This is a genomic window from Metabacillus sp. 113a (genome assembly GCF_050107635.1).
In the GTDB taxonomy this organism is placed as follows: Bacteria; Bacillota; Bacilli; order Bacillales; family Bacillaceae; genus Metabacillus_B.
The window spans coordinates 16,303-34,388 of sequence record NZ_JBNILJ010000013.1; the positions used below are offsets into that span (position 1 = coordinate 16,303).

Below are 18,086 nucleotides of genomic sequence, written 5' to 3' on the forward strand. Positions count from 1 at the left end.
TCAATTAAACAATTAGTCGTGTCCGGTTTCCAGTTTTTTTCTTCTGGGTTAAACTTAAGCTATTACATAGCAGTAAAAGCGTTTGAAACGAAACAGAAAGAGGGTCAGCAGCAATGGAAAAATACATTAAACTAAAAAAACTGGTAAGGGAGCTTCCTGAGGACGAAGTCAGGTCTTTCCTTTATCACGTCTTTATGAGATTGGAAATGGCTGAAGAACATTCGATGAATAAGGAGCAATCATTTGAATATCTCCTTCGTTTTTATCAAGATTTCCTGCGTTTCAAAGAAGGGCAAACCCTTCCCGTCCTCCCCTTTCATGCGGTTCATATCTGTTTCGGCGATTCTATTGGGGGCAGCCTGTATGCGGCTTTTAACGAGACTGGGAGCATCCGTCAACAGAAAATCATTACGGTACCTGCCCTCCTTTCCGTTGGACCGGTATGGAACCTCCATGAGGAGTCCGGAATTGGAAACCGGCAGGAATGGATCGAGGAGCGCTTCCTATTTGAAAATGACGAAGATCGGGAGATGGAGAAACATCGCCTTATCGAAGCACTGGCAGAGATTAATTCCATCCCTGAGAAAACGCCTGTCTGGATTTGGGCTGGGGAAAATGCCCATGAGCAAGCCGGGCTGCGATTGTCCCTGTATCTATTAAAAGACAAAAATCACTCTATCCGGCATTTGAATCCAAACAAGCTGTTCCAGCCAATAAAAGAGGGAAACTTTGAACTGCTTCATTCGGGAGAACTGATTCCCGAAAAATTGATCAGGATGTATGAGAACAATCAAACGCTGCCTCCTCTGACAGATGAAGAACGAAGGAACTATGCTACGGAGTGGGCAGAACTGGCAAAAAGTACAGGCAGCTTAAGATTGTGGAGCAATGGGGAATTTCAATTTGCAGAAGAAGATTGCTATGATGCTCTTCTGTTAGAAGCAGCGGAGAAACTCCATGCTGAAGATCCTCAAACCTTATTTCATAAATCCGCCCGTGTCATCGGTGAGGTTTTTGGAAGTCTGGACCAATACATCGGCGACTCATTTCTGGAGTACAGACTCAGACAGCTCATCTATACCGGCCACCTTGAAATCAAAGGTGTCCCGCAAGCAATGAGATTATACAGCGTCCGGCGCCGGGAAAGGAGAGCCAGCAGAATCGGCCAATAAGGTCCGCTCGGTTTTATCGTTTTTGAAACATAAGAGATAAAGTTTGAGAGGACATTCATAAGGGGGGAAATCACTATGAACTTTTCTTGGACAGGAAGGGATCACCTATATATAGACGAACCTGCCGTATTTTCCATCGGACCTGTAGCAGCCGGCATTTTTGGAGGCAGCTCAAAAGCCGGTCAGTATAAGAACGAAGACGGGTGTCTCATTTATATAGGAGAAGACTGGGAGCTTGGGATGATCCTGGATGCACATAAATCAGCAGAAAGTGCGGAGCTGGCTGTTCGGGAGTTCAGTAAGGCTGAACAGGAGGTAAGGGCGATTTTAACCATGCCCGCAGGTACCGCTTTAAAGGAGCTGCCTTTGTTTCTGGCAGATTTTTTTACTCACCCTGATTTTCTTGCAGCCTGCCGGGAGGTGGAGGGTGAGACGGCCTGTCTGATTGCTGTTCGAAAGGATAAGTATTTGTTTTGGTTTTCGATTGGTGACTGCGTCCTCCACCTTTACCATCCGGAGCTAGCCGCCCTCGGGGAGTACCAGCAAAATCACCGCAGTTTTTATGAGTGGGTCGGTCAGGTTAATACCTTTGAACTTCCCGTACCTTGCATCAGCACAGGTGTGAAGGAGTTAAGAAAAGGAAGCAACCATATTTTTCTCGCTACGGATGGCCTTCTTGAATGCCCGGAGCTTCCCTATAATAAACCTGAAGCCATTTTCAAAGAGTTTCAAAACCGGACAATTGAAGACGGAATGAGAATTCTTCTGCAGCAGGCACACGATTTTCACATCCGCGACAGCTGTACCCATCTTTCATGGATCGCAGACATTTCTGAAGAAGGCAGTATGCCGAGTGATTTAATAAAATGAAGCTGAACTGAGCTCTTATGTAAAAATCCGGATTTATTTTACGAAAATACATTTTCTCATTGAAAAGGCTCCCATCCTTGCCCGTTTAGGGATCCCGAGGTTCTAGAATAGGCCGGTGAATGGGTGCAGTGTTATGAAATTCAGAAAAATGGGAAATAGTATCTTGAATAATCGTAATAAACCTTGTATATTACGTAGTTGTTTACTTAAACACTTTTGAAAGGAATGTAACCCTAACTTTTATGAAACTCGGTGCCCGAATTTTAAAGACAGGGATCGCAATTACCATTGCTTTATGGGTAGCGTCTCTGCTGCAGCTGCAGTCCCCCGTTTTTGCCGGAATTGCAGCGATTTTTGCCATTCAGCCAACGATTTACCGATCTTATTTATCCGTTATTGAACAAATTCAGGCGAACTTTATCGGAGCAGCTTTTGCGGCTATTTTCGGATTGATTTTCGGACCCCACCCATTCATTATCGGACTGACGGCAGTCATCGTCATTTCCATCAACCTGAAGCTCAAAATCCAGAACACCATTCCAGTGGCGCTCGTGACGGTAATCGCCATTATGGAAACACCGGGAGAAAACTTTCTTGAATTTGCCCTTCTTCGTTTCTGCACAGTTATGCTTGGGGTATTTTCAGCATTTGTTGTCAATCTCGTTTTCCTGCCGCCTAAATACGAGACAAAATTGTATTACCGGATTTCTGACAGTACAGAGGAAATTCTGAAATGGATCCGGATCAATATCCGTCAGGCTTCTGAGCACAGTGTCCTCAAAGAGGATATTGAACGGCTGAAGGAAAACATGATGCAGCTCGATCAGCTCTATCTTCTTTATAAAGAAGAGCGTAATTACTTTCGAAGAAATACGCTTGTAAAATCCCGTAAACTTGTTCTTTTCAGACAAATGCTGCTGACCACCAATAAATCTCTGGACACGCTTAAAAAGCTCCACCGTTTGGAAAATGAACTGCATATGACCTCTCCGGAGCTTCAGCAAATCATTATAACGGAGCTTGATTATCTGCTCAGCTATCACGAACGCATTTTACTGAAATTTATCGGCAAAATCAAAACGGAAACACCGAATGAATTGATACAGGAAGGTTTATTTCATAAACGGGATCTCGTGGATGAATTCATGAAATATCAGAATCAATGCCATGATCCCGCCTGCTTCTACCACATGCTTCCGCTCGTAGCAAACATTCTTGACTACAGCGAGCAGCTCGAACACCTTGATACTTTGATCAACAGCTTTCAGAGCTACCATAAGGATGAAAATGAAATCGAGATCAGCGAGACGAAAGAATAATACAATCGAGTACGAAATCACATAGATTTTGTACTCGATTTTTTTATGCATCCATTTTTACCGGGGATCTGTATTTTTTGCCTGCAAATATGACAAATTAATTCTGCATTCCTTGGTTTGAAGCTGCATTTTCGATTCAATTCTTACAGTTGCGAACTTGTCTGTAGCCGCTTCGCCTAGGAGGGCGTTAAGATGGAGTTATGTTCAGCCTGTTTTGATTATTTTTTCGCTGCTGAAAGGCACTTACTAAGAGGAGATCAGCTGAATTTTAATTTAATGTAACGAAATGATCGTATAATGAACGAATTCACCCTTAATATTTAGAGGAATTAAACGGGCTATCGGCCGGAATTTTTTTTATTGTCCGTATTCGGTCATTTATTGTCCGTATCCGGTCATTTATTGTCCGAAATAAAATTATATTGTCCGTATCCGGTCATTTATTGTCCGTACTTTCGATATAAAGACTTTTCGACAAAATTCATCAAAAATCTCACGACGATGGCTGTACGTAATCCGGCTACCGAACCCTGTGATCAGGAAAACCATGCTTTAACAAAACCTTTTCCAAAAAGAAAAAATCCGGCAAAGCCTGTCCGCTTAACCGGATTCCATCTTAATCAAACTCGATCAGTTCTTTGATTTTGGGTCAAGAGCATCTCTCAGTCCGTCCCCCATTAGATTAAACCCGAGGACCGTCAGCATAATGGCCAGGCCGGGAAAGACCATTGTCCAGGGTGCCTGAATCAAATACTGCTTGGAATCTGAAAGCATTTTTCCCCATTCCGGGCTCGGGGCCTGAGCGCCCAGGCCAAGAAAACCAAGGGCAGCTGCTTCAATGATGGCTGTAGCAACCGCCAAGCTTGCCTGTACAATGATTGGAGAAAAGCTGTTTGGCAGGACATGCCTCAGCAGGATGCGCGAATCCTTCATCCCAATTGATTTGGCGGCCATTATATAGTCCTCCTCTTTCACGCTCAGTACTTTAGCACGAAGAAGGCGCCCGAAGTTCGGGATGTTTATAATAGCGATGGCGATTAATGCATTTTGCAGCGATGGACCGAGAACAGAAATAATGGCAATGGCAAGCAGAATACTAGGGAAGGCGAGCATAATATCAAACAGCCTTGAAATAATAGTGTCTGCCCATTTGCCATAATAGCCGGCAATGATCCCGAGAAGGCAGCCAATGATTACGGAGCCGAGGACAGCGAAAAAACCGACAAATAATGATATTTTCGCTCCATGGACGACTCTTGAGAAAATATCCCTACCAAAGTCATCTGTGCCAAGCCAATGCTCTGATGAAGGCGGCAAAAGGCGTTTGGTTAAGTCCTGCTCGTTAATCCCGTAAGGTGCAATCAGCGGCGACAAAATCGCAACGAGGATAAAAAACAGGACAATCCCTGTACCTGCCACCGCGATTTTGTTTTTTACAAACGAGCGGAGTCCTTCCTGAAACGGGCTTAGCGGTTTTTCTTCGTGAGGCTGAACAGGTGCCGTCAGCTGCGGTTCTCCCAAGATGATCCCCTCCTTAGTATTTAATACGAGGATCTATGGCTGCATACAGCAGATCCACGACCAGATTGACTAGTACAAAGATGAGTGCAATGACCAGGATTCCAGACTGGATGACCGGATAATCGCGGTAGCCGATGGCTTCCACAACATATCGTCCGAGGCCCGGCCAGCCGAAAATGGTCTCAGTGAGGATGGCTCCGCCGAGCAGCAGGCCGGTCTGCAGGCCAATGACTGTCAAAATCGGAATAACGGCATTCTTCAATGCATGGCGGTATACGACCCAGCTCATTCTTAAGCCCTTTGCACGGGCAGTCCTTATGTAATCAGCATTCAGCACTTCAATCATGCTTGAACGGGTAATTCTTGCGATAATCGCCATCGGAATTGTCGCCAGTGCGGTGCCCGGAAGGATTAAATGCTTAAATACTTCCCCAAACTGATCGAATCTCCCTTGAATAAGGGTGTCGATTAAATATAAATTTGTGATGGAATCAACAGGATTCCGGATATTTTCCCGGCCTGTTGTGGGCAGCCAGTCAAGCTGAATGGAGAAGAACCATTGTTCCATCAATCCAAGCCAGAAAATCGGCATGGAAATTCCGATCAGTGCGATCATCATAGCAAGGTAGTCGAACCAGGACCGCTGAAACCAGGCGCTGATGATTCCCGCATTGACCCCGACTGCGATGGCAATCACCATTGCAAATACAGTCAGCTCAGCAGTGGCTGCCAGATAGGGCATTATTTCTTTTGTAATGGCTTCTCCGGTACGGATGGATTCTCCTAAATTTCCTGAGAGCAAATCAAGCAGATAAGAACCATACTGCATATAAACGGGCTGATCAAGTCCAAGTTTTACCGTCAGCTGGTGGACGGCTTCCTCTGTTGCCCTTTGCCCTAAAATAACCTGGGCCGGGTCCCCGGGAATGGCCCGTATGATGGCAAAAACGATGATGGTCATACCAAGCAGAACCGGCACCAGCATTCCGATGCGCTTAAGGGAATAAGACAGCATACCCGCATCTCCTTCCATTATGTTTTCAGACACGATTATTCCTTTTGATGAGAGTCGGTGAATCTTCGCAGCCGTCAAGCGATCTGATGGTCAGCGTTTTAAAAAAGGGAGGAGCTTGCACTCCTCCCTTTTCATACGTTACTTAAATTCGACTTTTGTAAAGAGATCCGTGCCTGTTGGATGCGGAACAAAGTTAGCGATATCCGACATCCCTGCCATCATCGGTGTTGAGTGGACAAGCGGTATCCAAGGGGATTCATCGTGCACAATCGCTTGAGCTTTTTTATAAAGCTCGTTGCGTTTTTCCTGGTCCGTCTCTGTCTGTGCTTCGATCAGAATGTCATGCAGCTCCGGATTACCGTAGTAAGTGTAATTGTTGCTTCCAATACTGTCTTTATCCAGAAGGGTATAAATGAAGTTGTCCGGATCTCCATTGTCTCCCGTCCAGCCCAGCAGGAACGAGTCGGCCTCCCCCTTGCTGGCTTTATCCAGGTACGTCGGCCAGTCATACGTTACGATCTTAGATTTAACACCGATTTTTTCAAAGCTTGACTGCAGCACCTCGGCAATTTTCATTCCTTCCGGCATATAGGGACGCGCTACCGGCATGGCCCACAGCTCCATTTCAAATCCATCCGCAAAGCCTGCTTCCTTGAGCAAAGCCTTTGCTTTTTCAGGATCATATGGATATTCTTCAATCGAATCATCATATCCTTCGAGTGATGGAGGCATCGGGTTTTTCGCGGGCTCAGCAAAACCTCCGTAGAAAGAGTCAATAATGGCTTTTTTGTCGACTGCATGGTTTAGCGCCTGTCTGACCAGCTTATTATCAAGCGGCTTCCTTGTCACATTTAACCCTACATACCCTACGTTCATGGAAGGCCGTTCAAACAGCTGAAGATTTTGATCGCCTTTTACTTTAGAAAGATCAGATGGATTTAAGCCATCCATTAAATCAATTTCTCCTGTTTGCAGGGCATTCAGCCTTGCTGAATTTTCCGGAATGGTTTTAAATACGACCTGTTTCAGCTTTGGAAAGCCTTCCATCCAGTAATCCTCGTATTTCTCAAGCACAATCCGGTCATTAGCTTTCCATTCGACAAACTTAAAGGGGCCTGTACCGACAGGGTTTGCTCTTAAATCATCACCATATTTTTCAACCGCAGCGGGACTGGCGATTCCGAATGGAGACATTGCTACATTTTTAAGGAATGGTGCCTGCGGACGCTTCAGTTTAAATTCTACAGTATGTTCATCCACCGCCTTCACTTCCTGAATGACATGTCCTTCATCCTTTTTAAAGCCTCCGAACATTGTATAATACGGGAATTTTTCTGCATCTCCGTTCATCCAGCGGTCAAAATTGAATACAACGGCTTCTGCATTAAAATCCGTGCCATCGTGAAATTTAACCCCTTTCCGCAATTGGAAGGTATAAGTCAGACCATCTTCGGAGGTTTCCCATTTCTCCGCAAGACCAGCTTCAATCGTTGTATCTTTTTCGCTGTAGCTTAATAGACTTTCATAAATATTCTCTGTTACCTTAAATGCTTCCCCTTCAGTTGTCGTAATCGGATCGAGTGAAGTGGAATCCCCGCCCCTTCCATAAATGAGCGTATCTTTCCCGTTTGCTTTTTCTCCGCCTTCGCCATCCCCGCCGGCTGAATTGCTGCATGCGGATAGCACGAGTGAAAGAATAAGAATGAAAATGACCGCAACCCTGGAACTTTTCCTTCTCACCATTTGTTTCCCCCCTATTGTGTTGGCCTTATCTATCATTCACGCTGCTCATGCGTACAAATGGCAGGCAGCGAAACGACCTTCCCCTGCCGGAAAAAGATCCGGCTTCACTTTTTTGCAAATGTCCATCACTTTCGGGCATCTGGTATGGAACGCACACCCTGCAGGAGGATTGGCGGGATTCGGCATGTCTCCTTTTATGACAATCGGTTCCTGCCTTCCTGCAGGTTCAGCAACCGGTACACTCGAAAGCAGAGCTTCCGTATATGGATGCAGCGGGTTCCGGTACATTGATTCACTGTCTGAAAGCTCCGCCAGCCTGCCAAGATACATCACCGCAACCCGGTCGCTGATATGTCTGACAACCCCCAGATCATGGGAGATAAATAGATAGGTCAGTGAAAAGGTTCCCTGCAGCTCCTTTAGCAGATTCAGAATCTGAGCCTGAATGGACACATCAAGTGCTGATACCGGCTCATCCGCAATGATCAGCTTTGGGTTTGTCATAAGCGCTCTGGCAATTCCAATCCGCTGCCTTTGCCCACCGCTGAATTGGTGTGGGTATCTATTTCCGAGGTCCGGGTCAAACCCTGCAATTTTCATGATCTCGGCGACCTTGTCTTTTCTTTCACTCTTGGATCCTATTTTATGGACGATCAGCGGTTCTTCCAAAATGGACTGAACCTGCTGCCTCGGATTCAGGGACGCATAGGGATCCTGAAACACCATTTGCATGTCCCGCCTGACTGCCTTCATTTCCCTTTGATTTAGTTCAAAGAGAGATTGTCCATCGAACCGGACCGCTCCGGAAGTCGGCTCAGTCAGTCTTGTGATCAGACGGCCGAGTGTCGATTTCCCGCAGCCTGATTCTCCCACCACTCCCAGTGTTTCACCGGTTTTTATGCTGAGTCCGATGCCATCGACCGCGGTTACATCAGTCCTAGTGCGTTTTAAAACCCCTTTGTGGCTCGTATACACTTTTTTTAAGTCTTCAATCTCTAGCAATGGCTGACTCAAGCAACGCAACCTCCTCTTTGTAGAGCCAGCACCGAACCTTCTGCTGGCCGTGTTCAATCAAGACCGGATCTTCCTCAAGACATACCGGCTGAACAAATTCACACCGGTTGGCAAACGGGCAGCCTTTCTTAATGCTTCCGGGCTTTGGAACCTGGCCATCGATGGAAAAAAGCTTTTCCTTTTTTGTCCGGATATCTGGAACAGATTGGAGAAGCCCCCTTGTATAAGGGTGCTTTGGAGATGAAAAAATCGCATTAACATCTCCTTCTTCTGCAATCTGTCCTGCATACATAATCGCAACACGGTCACATACTTGAGCCACCACCCCTAAATCGTGAGTGATCAGGAGGATAGAGGTGTTCATTTTTTTATTCAGATCCTTCATCAAAGCTAAAATCTGAGATTGAATTGTAACGTCCAATGCCGTTGTCGGCTCATCAGCGATCAGTACTCCAGGCCTGCATATCATCGCCATTGCAATCATCACACGCTGGCGCATGCCTCCTGAAAGCTGGTGCGGATAGTCGCTGAGCAGTGCTTCAGGCCTCGGCATCCCAACAAGTCTCAGCATTTCCACCGCCTGATTTCTTGCCTCCTTCTTTGAGCATCGCTTATGAATTCTGTATGCTTCCATAAGCTGCTCGCCAATTTTCAGGAGCGGATTCAATGACGTCATCGGCTCCTGGAAAATCATCGCCATCTCATTTCCCCTTATTTTCCGGAGTGAGGCCTCCTTTTCATTGAGGAGATTTTTGTCCTTGTAAAAAATTTCACCTCTAACCGCAGAAGTTTTTGGCAGCAGTCCCATCATGGCCATTGAAGCCACACTTTTACCGCACCCGGACTCACCAACAATCCCCAGTACTTCCCCTTCGTTGAGCGTAAGATCAATGGACTTTACCACATCCACAACAGATGCATCTCTTTTGAATCCTACTGAAAGACCGCGGACGGACAAAACTGTATTTTTTTTCAAAAAACATCGCCCCCTTCGGACTATGTATTCGGTTTTGAACAGAACCGGATTAACCTGCTTTTGCAGGCAGGGCAAAACGTGAAACCGGCTTTCTCAGCCGGCCATCCCGGGTTTTGGCCTTTCCCTGATAAGAAACTATTTTCAAAAGGCTTTGCTAATGCATGGAGTTGATGTGCGCTAGGCGTTAGACTCTGGGTTAAGAGGAGCGGGACTGGCGAGTCCCCCAAAGCGGCAAAGCTAAGAGAAGGCCCACTGCCCCGCTCTTGGATAAGTAAACGGATGTTAGCTGCAAACAACAGCCAGGTTTACGAACACTTATAAGAATGCTCCGTACTAAAATTATGTAGAATATACAGCAAATTTTTAGATAGTGGAAAATGTAAGTCGGCTTTATATTTCAATAATATATCAAACTTTTTGATTAGTGTAAATATTCAGAATAAATAGGGTGTATTAGCCTATATCCGGATAAGGGATTATATTGAATCTTGTTAGAATCATCCTATATTAATAAGTAATTTTTTCCATATAAGGTACTTTATGATTATGCGTTCAAGCGATCAATCATGACATCTGGAAAAAATCGAATGCAGTCTTCAGAACGTAAAAAAGGAAATTTGAATTATCTTTTTACGGTGATTTTTCAATCACATATTATATGATCTGACGTATGGAAGTGAAACGGAAATTCCAGCCAGCTTTTCCTTTACTCAAAATGAAAGACCACCTCAGCATAATTGCCTTCTGGGGTGGTCCTGCTCGAGCGCGCAGTTATGAAGTTTTATCGTATTAGCTCTTCACAAATCAAGCTGCTGAATCTGGAAGAGGTTATAATACAATCCTTTTTTCGCCATCAATTCCTGGTGGGTTCCTTTTTCAGCTATTTTCCCGTGCTCCATCAGCACAATCTGTCCTGCATGGGTAATGGTGGAAAGACGGTGAGCAACTATGAAGGTGGTGCGGTCTTTAGAAAGCTTTTCCAGCGCTTCTTGAATAAGATGCTCGCTTTCCAGATCGAGGGCGCTTGTTGCTTCGTCCATGACAAGGATCGGCGGATTTTTCAGGAAAACTCGCGCAATGGAAACCCTCTGCTTTTGCCCTCCGGATAGCTTCACTCCGCGTTCTCCCACCCTGGTCTCGTATCCTTTAGGAAGCTTCATGATGAAATCATGGGCATTGGCTGCTTTTGCCGCCTCAACCATTTCCTCATCCGTTGCGTTCGGTTTCCCGATTAGGATATTTTCTTTAACGGTGTGGGAAAAGAGGAATGTATCCTGCAGCACCATGCCGATTTGACCTCTAAGGCTTGTTGCTTCATAGTCCCGGATATCCTTTCCGTCAAGCGTAATTCTGCCACCCGTCACATCATAGAATCTTGGAATCAGGCTGACGAGGGTGGATTTCCCCCCGCCGCTCATCCCTACAAGGGCAACTGTTTCCCCCTTTTTCGCTTCCAGGCTTACATCGTCAAGGACCTTTGCCTCTTCCTGATCGTATTGAAAGGTTACATGATCAAATTGAAGCTGCCCTTTTACATTCTCCGCTTTAACTGCATCGGGCTTATCCTGGATATCATACGGTTCATCCATGAACTCAAAAACGCGGTCCATCGAAGCGAAAGCCTGGGTTAGCAGGGTGGAGGAATTGATCAGCCTTCTTAGCGGTCCGTATAGCCGTTCAGTGTAAGCGATAAAGGCAACCAACGTTCCAACTGAAAGGTGTCCGTGAATTACCTGATACCCTGCATACGCAATGACAATGAGCGGAGCTGCATCCGTAATGGTATTCACGACAGCAAACGTTTTGGCGTTCCAGCTTGTATGATCGATTGCTTTTTGCAGAAAGTTGCCGTTTTCGTCTGCAAACTGACGCTGCTCATGGTCCTCAATCGCAAAGCTGCGAATAACCGCCATCCCCTGTACCCGTTCATGCAAATGCCCTTGAACTTCAGCCAGTGCCTGTGAACGCACCTTCGTCAGATGACGAAGCTTTCCATAGAAGAATTTGACGGAAAACCCGTACAGCGGGAAAAGCATGATGGAAACAAGTGTGAGCGGAATATCCATCGTCAGCATGATGGCAATGGCAATGATGATGGTTAAAATATCAAGCCAAACATTCATCAGGCCGGTCATGACAAAGTTTTTGGTCTGTTCCACATCGTTTATAACCCGGGAAATGATTTCTCCGCCCCGGGTGTTGGCGTAATATTTCAAACTGAGTTTCTGCAGGTGGGTAAAAAGCTGATCCCTTATATCAAACAAGATTTTGTTTGAAGCCAGCTGGGCGAGATACTGCCGGTAATACTCCACAGGCGGCCGCATCACAACGAATACCCCGAACATCACACCTAAAATGGTAAATAAATGCTCTGTTTTTTCCTCGGCTGTACCAGAGCCTCCGACAATGTCATCCACTACATATTTAATTAAAAGCGGAATCAGGAGAGGGATTGCAAATTTCACGATTCCAATTGCAACCGTCCCCGTGATGTGCCATTTATAAGGCTTAACAAATTCCATATAACGCTTTATTGAACCCATTATTCAACCCCCATGATGACGATAACCCAGAAGCACGTGTTCCTTATGCAAGCAAAAAGCCTGCTGAACCATTCCAACAGGCATTTTTATCTCGAATATCTTAAATACTGCTCGTACCACGTATCGATAAATTCAGCAGAAAATGGACCTTCTCCATTTTGTATCCAGTCAAGCAGCCTATCTACATTTTTCCTGAGAATGAGGTCAATGACACCAGGATATTTCATTTCTCTTTTATGCGTTTCATACTCATCCTCATCCAGGAGGATATAAGATTTATCCGGAAAAACTTTTACATCCAGATCATAATCGATGTATTTCACCGCTTCCTCATCCCATACAAAAGGGGAACTGATGTTGCAATAATAATAGACCCCGTCCTCACGAAGCATACCGATTATATTAAACCAATGCTTAGCGTGAAAATAACAAATGGCGGGCTCTCTCGTAACCCATGTCCGTCCATCTGATTCCACAACAGTCGTTCTGTCATTGCCGCCGATAATCAGGTTATCCGTACCCTTCAGAATCATCGTTTCTTCCCAGATTCGATGCAGCTTGCCGTTGTGCTTATAGCTATGTATTTGTATTTTTTCTCCTTCCGCCGGTAAGCCCATCTTTATTCGCCATCCTTTGAAGCAGCTCCTGAAAGATTTCCGTCCATTTCAAGAAGCCTGAATTCATATTTCTTTTCATTATACAGTTAGTCGATTGAAAAAGAAAACAAAAGGCCATACCGGCAGAAACTCGAGTTTCTGCAAGACCATGACCTTCATCGTGCCTATTGTTCCCATACCGGGTGATTTTTGTAGGATCTGATAACGTCCTCCGTCTGTCTTTCAAACGTTTGCTGAATAAAGTGAAGCTCTGCTTTCATCAGCTGAATTTCTTCCTGGACAACCATGAGCTTGTCCTTCTTCTGAAGCCTTTCAAGCTCTCTTTCAATTTTTTGGCAGCGCTCGACTTCGTTTTGAAGCTCAAGCAGCCTGTCCATTGTCTTAAGCTGCTCGCCGACAAGAACGTCAAATTTGCTCATAAGTGAGCCCCTCTCCCAATCCGGCTTCTATTCCCCTATATATTCGTTTTGGGTTATCCGGGCTCCTTTAGAAGAAAAGGCAGAAAGGTGAAAGATTTTGTCGGATCAGCCTGAATAAATCTGTTTTTGACTTCTGAAAAATGAAAAGAGGCCGCCCATATGCAAGCCGTCCTTTCTCTCCCTTTGCAGCCGGACCCGCTCACGATTAAGCGGCCCTTGTACAAAGCAGCGGAAATAAGCACAATTCTTGCAGGCGACCCCTCATGCATTTCTGCATTCAGTGGTGTGAATTAGCTGTTTTTAGATTTGTTTGCTTCTGCTTGCTGGTTATACTTTTTCACGTGCTGAGCATCTGTTTCAGAAGCGTACTCAGTTCCGTATTGTCCCTGAGAAGCTTGCTGATTTTGCTGCTTAACATGTTGTACGTTTGTACCTGAAGCAGTTTTACCAGCTTGTTGTTGTTGTTGGTTTTGGTTGTTTGCCATTGTAATCACCTCCACGAAAATTATGTTGTCCCGCGGAGGTAAGTTATATGCGATATATTATAAAACTTTTTTCGCCTGGCTCTGGAAGGTGTTTTCTTTCAGTCAGACGAGCAGGGATCTGCCGCCGTCCACTATAAGCGTCTGTCCCCTGATCATCCAGGATTGATCGGAAACAAGAAAATCAACGGCATTCACAATATCTTCGATTTCCACCATACGGCCCGCAGGTGTTTTAGAAATTGCATCCTGCAGCAGCTCTTCCCGATTCGGAAAATGCTTTAGCGCTTCCGTATCCACGGCTCCGCCTGAAACAGCGTTTACGACGATGTTTCGGGATGCCAGTTCAACCGCCAGATAACGGGTAAGGGCTTCTAGAGCCGCCTTCGACACTCCGACTGTCGTATAGTTTTCAAGTACCCGGATCGAACCGAGCGAGCTGATGCTCACGATTTTGCCTCCTGTTTCATCCATCCGCTTTGCCGCTTCCTGTGCGCAAAACAGGAGCGCCTTGCTATTAATGTCCATCGTCCAGTCCCAGTGATTTTCCTCTAAGTCCATCAATGGCCTTAATACACCTGAAGCAGCGTTATTGATAAATACATCCAGGCGTCCAAACGTTAAATCAATCTGCTCAAACAAGTCTTTGATTTTATCTACTTTTCCTACATTTGCCTTCACAACCAGAGTTTTCACACCCAGTTTTTCAATTTCTTCAGCGGTTTCAAGAGCAGCCTGTTTGCTTCTTGCATAGTTAATGACAATATGGTATCCCTGCTTTGCCAAGTTTAATGCAATTGCCTTTCCTATTCCTCTGCTGCTTCCTGTTACTAATGCGACTCGATTTTGTGCCATTAATAATCCTCTTTTCTTTCGAATAGATATGTTTATTGTATCAAACAATATGTTTATTACGCCATAATATGCAAGGAGACACAGCAAATGTATGTAGGACGCGATATGACAGAGCTTTCCATGATCCGCAAGCGGGACTGGAAAGACGAAGAACTCGCCTATTTTCACCATTCGCTTCAGCAGATCCTTCCCTACATGAATTCAGAAGGCCTGACCATACACAGAGAAATCATGCAGGAGATCGAAGAACGGGGCGGAATGAAAAGAAACGAAGCCGATTATACGCACGGTACACGAATCAGTTATGATTGAGAGCTCCCAGTTTATTAAATTTGGCTGTTCTCGCTGATTCCTTCTCCTGACTGCTCAGAGTCGAGCGGGCTGGCCTGCCGCTTCTCCAAAGCGGGGTCTTTCCCGTTCCTCTGCTCTATCCCGGATTGGCACCTTCCGCTTCCATCACGGGCCATTTTTACAAAAATCCCCCGGAATGCTTTGCAGCTGACCCGGGGATTTTTCATCGCAAAAGGACTTTTCAGACAAGCCCTACCCTTATTTGTTTTCCTTTTCTAAATAAAGCTTGAAAATTTTTTGGTGGGGTACTGGAAATGCGTACTGTTTCATTTCTTCTTCTGTAACCTTTACGAGCCCGCTTCCTTCTTTTACGTTTTCAACGATTCCTGCAAACAGGGCGATATTCCATATCAGATGGCTGAAAACGTGCTGTATGACACCTTCCACAGGAGTCAGTTCAGGTATGGCTTCAAGTTCTCTGATTAAATATGTTTCGAGCTCTTCCTTTTGAGTCAGCGTATCAGATACGGTTTCACAGTTTGGAAACTCCCAAAGATTGGCCAGAAGGCCCTCGGAAGGCCGTTTGCGGATCCAATAGCTGCCTGAGCTGTCCCGTAAAACTGCAGCAGCCATGAGCATGGATTTCTGCTTTTTCTTTTTGCTTTTGACAGGAAGCTCGTGCTGCCTCCCTTCTGCAAATGCCTGACAGTGCTCTCTTACGGGGCACAGCAGACACGATGGCGAGGACGGCGTGCATATGAGGGCGCCTAGTTCCATTAGTGCCTGGTTGAAATCGGACGGATTGTCCTTTGAAATGACCTCTCTAATAGCCGTATCAAACAGCTTTCTCGTTTTTGGCTTGGCGATATCTTCATCAATAAGAAGAATTCTGGACATTACCCTCATCACATTCCCATCCACTGCAGGTTCTGGAATATTGTAGGCAATGCTCATGACAGCCCCTTTCGTATAGGGGCCGACCCCTTTTAGTTCCCCAAATTTTCCGGGATCAGCAGGAACGATGCCGTCATATGCTTCGCTGACTTCTCTGACAGCAAACTGCAGGTTGCGGACTCTCGAGTAATAGCCCAGCCCTTCCCATGCCTTCATGACCTGCTCTTCATCCGCTTTCGCAAGAGACTGGACATCAGGGAATTTTTCCATAAAATTAAGAAAATAAGGAATAACCGTATCAACCCTTGTCTGCTGAAGCATGATTTCAGACACCCAGACCCGGTACGGATCCGAATTTTCACGCCACGGCAGAATCCGCTGTTCTCTTTGAAACCAGCCAATCAAATCTTTTTGAAAGGAATCTATAGGAAAGTCAGATAAAATGGTTTTCATGGTGGAGCCTCCAGATGTTAAGATTTATTCTAAAATGGGAAACATAGCTGTAGAATGAATAAAACTCTTCAGCATTGCCGGGACCAGCGTCCCAATAATTCGAAAAAAATGAGCTGGGAGGGATGATATGGATACTGCCACCCACGTAGTTATGGGGATTGCCCTTGGAGGGGCGGCAACTCTTGATCCCTTAATAGGAAGTGACCCTGCGGCTTCCCACGCCGTCATGGCAGCGGCTATTATCGGCTCGCAGGCACCGGACCTGGATACTATTTTAAAACTTCGCAATAATGCTGTCTATATCAGGAACCACCGCGGAATCACCCATTCCATGCCAGCTGTCTTAATTTGGTCGGTTCTGATTACAGCGCTGATCTATTTACTTTATCCGGGGATTGATTTGCTTCATCTGGCTCTTTGGACATTCATAGCTGTGGCCCTGCACGTTTTTGTAGATATTTTCAACGCTTATGGCACACAGGCATTAAGGCCGTTTTCGCATAAATGGATTGCGCTCGGGCTGATTAACACCTTTGACCCGATTATCTTTTCCATACACGGAATAGCCATCACCGCCTGGATCCTCGGTGCGCCGCAGGGGTATACGTTTGCTGTAATGTTTGCTGTGCTGGCAGGATATTATGTTCTGCGGTATGTTATGAAAAAGAAAATCGTTCACGAAATACGCGAACGATTCAATGAAATAACGGACATCACGATTTCTCCTACATTGAGATTCCGGGACTGGCATTTAGCCATTACAACCAGGACCCATTTTTATGTGGCGCGTCATGCAAAAGGAAAGCTTACCGTCCTGGATGAGTTTGACCGTGTTCCTGTTCCGCAGACCGATATGATCAGGGCAGCTGAAGAAGACCAAAACATTTCAGCCTTTCTCTCCTTCTCTCCTGTTTACCGGTGGGAAGTGGAAGAATACTCCGATCATTACGAAGTTCGGTTTATCGATTTGCGTTACCGAAGCAAAGGCTACTATCCGTTTGTTGCCATCGTACAGCTTGACAGCAGCCTGGAAATTGTCAGCTCGTACACTGGATGGATTTTCAGCGAAGAAAAATTGAGGAAAAAGCTCCATATTGTCCCTGATTAAAAGGCAGACCCGTTTCCGGGCTCTGCCTTTCTTAATGTTTCAAGTAATCATCCTGGTTAAGCAAATGTCTGTATTTCGGATTTGTTGCCACAAATTCATGCAGGCGAGGGCCGTATTGTTCAATCCATTTTTGGACAATTGCCTCAGTCATTTCTTTTCCCCTGTACTTTTCACCGGCTTTGGCATAGGTGGCTTCAAAATCCTCCCAAAGCAGTTCTACCCATGCTCTGGCCTGTGCATACGCAAGGGAATCATTTTTTAAAAGCAGCAAATCCGTCAGACGTTCATGGTAAGGTCCCATGCAAAGAGCACCTCCTTTTTTGCAGGCAATCCTGCCTGTATGTACTAATCATAAAACAAATCAGCTGGTTCATAATAATGGTATGCTTCTGAAGCAAAAGAAGCAATCATTGGAGGCGGTTCGATTGAGGAACAAAGCAAAGGATTTCCCTATTGCAGCACGTTCTGAAGGAGAAGCGCGTGCTAAAGGCGCATATGCCTCTAAACGCGCGGACGGCTCGATTAACGACCATCCCCAGGAGCGCATGAGGGCCTCCGGCCAACGAGAAGATTCCAACTAGTCTAAGACGCGGAGGCTGATTCGATTGGGCAATCACAAACCATCCTATGACCATTTTTATTCATCTAAAACAAAAGCGTATCCGCAGCCATGGGCGAACCCGAAGCATGCCCATTCACAGGTAAACGGAGAAACCCAAATGACGCAGGATTTGGTTATTTTAAAAAACCAGACCCGCAAACAGTCTTAAAACCGTGGCCGGCCGCCTGATTTG

The 18,086-nt window shown here is 45.6% G+C and carries 20 protein-coding genes; 7 read left to right on the forward strand and 13 right to left on the reverse strand.

All coding sequences use genetic code 11. The annotated features are described in order from the left end of the window. The first annotated feature begins 113 nt into the window (after nucleotides 1–113). The 3 genes from ACQCVE_RS15375 to ACQCVE_RS15385 all read left to right on the forward strand — a co-directional run bounded on the left by ACQCVE_RS15375 (nucleotide 114) and on the right by ACQCVE_RS15385 (nucleotide 3,361). Nucleotides 114–1,172: a DUF1835 domain-containing protein gene (locus ACQCVE_RS15375; RefSeq protein WP_426863330.1), complete on the forward strand. Its 1,059-nt coding sequence runs from the start codon at nucleotides 114–116 to the stop codon at nucleotides 1,170–1,172. A 75-nt stretch (nucleotides 1,173–1,247) separates the two neighbouring features. Further along, complete coding sequence (locus ACQCVE_RS15380; protein ID WP_426863331.1) at nucleotides 1,248–2,042, forward strand: protein phosphatase 2C domain-containing protein; 795 nt, start codon at nucleotides 1,248–1,250, stop codon at nucleotides 2,040–2,042. A gap of 242 nt (nucleotides 2,043–2,284) precedes the next feature. Continuing rightward, entirely contained in the window at nucleotides 2,285–3,361 is a 1,077-nt protein-coding gene (locus ACQCVE_RS15385) for an FUSC family protein (protein ID WP_426846384.1), read from the forward strand. Nucleotides 3,362–3,991: 630 nt separating this feature from the next. Here the strand turns inward: ACQCVE_RS15385 and nikC are convergent. From nikC to fabL, 10 genes are all read right to left on the reverse strand, one after another. After that, nucleotides 3,992–4,867 (reverse strand): nickel transporter permease, encoded by an 876-nt coding sequence (gene nikC, locus ACQCVE_RS15390; protein ID WP_426846424.1) that lies wholly within the window; start codon nucleotides 4,865–4,867, stop codon nucleotides 3,992–3,994. Nucleotides 4,868–4,895: 28 nt separating this feature from the next. After that, complete coding sequence (locus tag ACQCVE_RS15395) at nucleotides 4,896–5,897, reverse strand: ABC transporter permease (RefSeq protein WP_426863377.1); 1,002 nt, start codon at nucleotides 5,895–5,897, stop codon at nucleotides 4,896–4,898. 138 nt (nucleotides 5,898–6,035) lie between these two features. Then, the gene (locus ACQCVE_RS15400) at nucleotides 6,036–7,640 is read right to left on the reverse strand and encodes an ABC transporter substrate-binding protein (protein ID WP_426846380.1); all 1,605 of its coding nucleotides are present in this window, start codon (nucleotides 7,638–7,640) and stop codon (nucleotides 6,036–6,038) included. Between the two features lie 45 nt (nucleotides 7,641–7,685). Next, nucleotides 7,686–8,654, reverse strand: a complete 969-nt coding sequence (locus tag ACQCVE_RS15405; RefSeq protein ID WP_426863332.1) for an ABC transporter ATP-binding protein — start codon at nucleotides 8,652–8,654, stop codon at nucleotides 7,686–7,688. Then, the gene (locus ACQCVE_RS15410; RefSeq protein WP_426863333.1) at nucleotides 8,629–9,630 is read right to left on the reverse strand and encodes an ABC transporter ATP-binding protein; all 1,002 of its coding nucleotides are present in this window, start codon (nucleotides 9,628–9,630) and stop codon (nucleotides 8,629–8,631) included. Before ACQCVE_RS15410 ends, ACQCVE_RS15405 begins: the two co-directional genes overlap by 26 nt. A 797-nt stretch (nucleotides 9,631–10,427) precedes the next feature. Further along, nucleotides 10,428–12,173 carry an ABC transporter ATP-binding protein gene (locus ACQCVE_RS15415; RefSeq protein WP_426863334.1) on the reverse strand — a complete coding sequence of 582 codons (1,746 nt, stop codon included), beginning with the start codon at nucleotides 12,171–12,173 and terminating at the stop codon, nucleotides 10,428–10,430. An 86-nt stretch (nucleotides 12,174–12,259) separates the two neighbouring features. Next, nucleotides 12,260–12,790 carry a nucleoside tri-diphosphate phosphatase gene (ntdP, locus tag ACQCVE_RS15420; protein WP_426846372.1) on the reverse strand — a complete coding sequence of 177 codons (531 nt, stop codon included), beginning with the start codon at nucleotides 12,788–12,790 and terminating at the stop codon, nucleotides 12,260–12,262. Nucleotides 12,791–12,954: 164 nt separating this feature from the next. Continuing rightward, nucleotides 12,955–13,209, reverse strand: a complete 255-nt coding sequence (locus ACQCVE_RS15425) for a YgaB family protein (protein WP_426846370.1) — start codon at nucleotides 13,207–13,209, stop codon at nucleotides 12,955–12,957. A 290-nt stretch (nucleotides 13,210–13,499) separates the two neighbouring features. Then, the gene (locus tag ACQCVE_RS15430; protein ID WP_426846368.1) at nucleotides 13,500–13,694 is read right to left on the reverse strand and encodes a gamma-type small acid-soluble spore protein; all 195 of its coding nucleotides are present in this window, start codon (nucleotides 13,692–13,694) and stop codon (nucleotides 13,500–13,502) included. Between the two features lie 102 nt (nucleotides 13,695–13,796). Next, nucleotides 13,797–14,546, reverse strand: a complete 750-nt coding sequence (gene fabL, locus ACQCVE_RS15435; RefSeq protein ID WP_426846367.1) for an enoyl-[acyl-carrier-protein] reductase FabL — start codon at nucleotides 14,544–14,546, stop codon at nucleotides 13,797–13,799. 87 nt (nucleotides 14,547–14,633) lie between these two features. On the opposite strand from fabL, the gene ACQCVE_RS15440 reads away from it, so the two are divergent. Beyond that, the gene (locus ACQCVE_RS15440) at nucleotides 14,634–14,858 is read left to right on the forward strand and encodes a hypothetical protein (protein ID WP_426846365.1); all 225 of its coding nucleotides are present in this window, start codon (nucleotides 14,634–14,636) and stop codon (nucleotides 14,856–14,858) included. Between the two features lie 14 nt (nucleotides 14,859–14,872). Here the strand turns inward: ACQCVE_RS15440 and ACQCVE_RS15445 are convergent, their stop codons facing one another. Continuing rightward, nucleotides 14,873–15,064: a hypothetical protein gene (locus ACQCVE_RS15445; RefSeq protein WP_426846363.1), complete on the reverse strand. Its 192-nt coding sequence runs from the start codon at nucleotides 15,062–15,064 to the stop codon at nucleotides 14,873–14,875. A 31-nt stretch (nucleotides 15,065–15,095) separates the two neighbouring features. After that, nucleotides 15,096–16,184, reverse strand: coding sequence for an A/G-specific adenine glycosylase (gene mutY / locus ACQCVE_RS15450; RefSeq protein WP_426863335.1), 1,089 nt, complete (start codon nucleotides 16,182–16,184; stop codon nucleotides 15,096–15,098). 127 nt (nucleotides 16,185–16,311) lie between these two features. Between mutY and ACQCVE_RS15455 the strand changes: the two genes are divergently transcribed. Then, the gene (locus tag ACQCVE_RS15455; protein ID WP_426863336.1) at nucleotides 16,312–17,292 is read left to right on the forward strand and encodes a metal-dependent hydrolase; all 981 of its coding nucleotides are present in this window, start codon (nucleotides 16,312–16,314) and stop codon (nucleotides 17,290–17,292) included. 31 nt (nucleotides 17,293–17,323) lie between these two features. On the opposite strand, the gene ACQCVE_RS15460 is transcribed toward ACQCVE_RS15455, so the two are convergent. Next, nucleotides 17,324–17,593, reverse strand: coding sequence for a YfhJ family protein (locus tag ACQCVE_RS15460; protein ID WP_426863337.1), 270 nt, complete (start codon nucleotides 17,591–17,593; stop codon nucleotides 17,324–17,326). Between the two features lie 124 nt (nucleotides 17,594–17,717). Between ACQCVE_RS15460 and sspK the strand changes: the two genes are divergently transcribed. Further along, a complete protein-coding gene (sspK, locus tag ACQCVE_RS15465) occupies nucleotides 17,718–17,873 on the forward strand; it encodes a small, acid-soluble spore protein K (RefSeq protein ID WP_426863338.1) in 156 nt (51 codons plus the stop codon). 24 nt (nucleotides 17,874–17,897) lie between these two features. Beyond that, complete coding sequence (locus ACQCVE_RS15470) at nucleotides 17,898–18,062, forward strand: YpzG family protein (RefSeq protein ID WP_426846356.1); 165 nt, start codon at nucleotides 17,898–17,900, stop codon at nucleotides 18,060–18,062. Nucleotides 18,063–18,086 lie beyond the last annotated feature (24 nt).